General features: G+C 65.8%; 1 protein-coding gene. It reads right to left on the bottom strand.

What is annotated here, in order from left to right; all coding sequences use genetic code 11:
- Nucleotides 1–193: 193 nt before the first annotated feature.
- Entirely contained in the window at nucleotides 194–1,759 is a 1,566-nt protein-coding gene (locus NG698_RS21520; protein ID WP_252612317.1) for an IS1182 family transposase, read from the bottom strand.
- Between the last annotated feature and the right edge of the window lie 79 nt (nucleotides 1,760–1,838).

The following is a 1,838-nucleotide window of genomic DNA, read 5'->3' as shown; positions in this document are numbered from 1 at the left end:
CTAGGACTGCGCTGAACTAAGCGCCATTTGATTGGCCGGTTCGGGTATGGCCGCCCGAACCGGCCCCTCAACCTTTTTCAGTGGGCATCCGACGATCCGGTTTCTGCCCATTTTCTGGACCGTCGGGAGGCCCTTTGGCTGGTTGCATCGGCCGGGGCGGCGGTGCCCGTGGCGCTGCGCCGCACTGGCCGGTTCAGGTCATCGCCCAAGCCCCGTTGTCGTTGGTGAGGCCCAGTTTCAGGAGTCGTTTGAGGTTGAGCCCGGCAACGCGGGACTGGATCCATGCGTTGTTCTTCACAGTGCCCCGGTAACGCAGGCGCCGGTTGCCCCCGGCGACGAGCCAGGCTATGGATCGTTCGATCAAGGGCCGGTATTGCCGGTAGTCCTGCTGGAAGCCGGACTCCTTCGCTGCAGCCCGGTGGGCGCGCTGCCGGCCGTGGTGCTCGGTGATAACGAGTTTGCGGCCCTTCTTCGCCTTCGTGCACTGCTCACGCAGCGGGCAGCTGTTGCAGCCGGCCCCGAAGTTCACGTTGCCTTTGGAGCTGATCTTGCGGACCAAACCGTTCGGGCACGTCATCGTCCCTGTCTCAGGGTCGTGGGCGAAGTCATCGAGGGTGTATCCGCCGGCAACGGCGGGGCGCAGCGGTTTGGGTTTCACGAGCGCCTGGTTCCCGGCGGTTTCCAGGTGTTCGAGCATGTCTCCTGACCCGTATGCCGAGTCACCCAGGACCTGGTATGCGGCGCCCTGCTCCATGGACGGGTCGGCGGCAAGCAGTTCCTTGCCGGCCTGGGCGTCGGACGATCCTTCCCCGGCGGCCTTCGTGATGGCCGCGTTGGTGATCAGCCCGGTTTCGGGTTCCCCCACAATGTGGGCCTTGTATCCATCGCGGAGCACGGAGCGGGACTTGTGCGCGTGCCGGGCCTCCGGGTCCACGGTGGAAATGATCCGGTCCTTGGCGACCCTTCGGGCGATCTGCCAGCGCCCGTCCGTGCCGTCCGAGCCATCGGCCGGTTCCACGTCCTGCCCGGCGACCAGCGCCAGCAGCGCATACGCCTCATGGGCCCTGCCCTCCAGGGAGCCCGGGTCAACGGCGTCCAACAGGGCCAGCGCGTCCGTGACCAGGGCGGAAATCAGCGCGTTCTTGGCTTCCCGGTCATCCCAGGCAATCTCGGGCTTCCCGACCCTGGCGTAGTCATAACCGGTGGCGTGGACCGCGAGCAGGCTCGCCCCGTCCGGGACGTCCCGGCCGAAACGGCGGATCACGGCGATCAGCTGGGTGATGGTGTCCTGCCGGGCCACGGCATCATCCAGGACCGTGGAATCCACGGCCCGGCGGTGCCGGCCGTTCAACACTCCGGTCGCCGCGATGACCTCAAAGACGGCATCGGTGATCCGGTGCGGACGCCCGCTCGCGGCCAGCCGCTTGCGCCAATACGTCAACGTAGACGGATGGAATGCAGCTTCGTTGAGCCCGTACCCGCACGCCGCCTTCCACCGCAGATCAAAGGTCAACGCCTCGGCCGTTCCCCGGTCCGAGAGTCCCTCCAACGCCTGAAGAACCAGCACCGAACCGATCACCGACGCCGGGATCGAGGGACGGCCCCTCGATGACGTGAAAAGGTCCTCCATCATCGAATCCGGAAACAACCGGCCCCGGTGTTCAGCCAAAAACGCGAAGGCACTACCCGGGGCCAACAACTCCCCGGCCAGTGCCTCCACATCCAAAAACCCGCGCTGGGCGTCCTCAATACCTTGCATCCAACCAGTCTTAACGACCAGCCCGGCAAGTCCAGCAGGCGCGCCTTAAACCACCCAAATTGTTCAGCAGCGTCCTAGG

The sequence above is a fragment of the Pseudarthrobacter raffinosi genome (genome assembly GCF_023913735.1).
Taxonomy (GTDB): domain Bacteria; phylum Actinomycetota; class Actinomycetes; order Actinomycetales; family Micrococcaceae; genus Arthrobacter; species Arthrobacter raffinosi.
The sequence above is the reverse complement of the archived record's forward strand: the minus strand, read 5'-3'. Positions and strand labels throughout refer to the sequence as shown.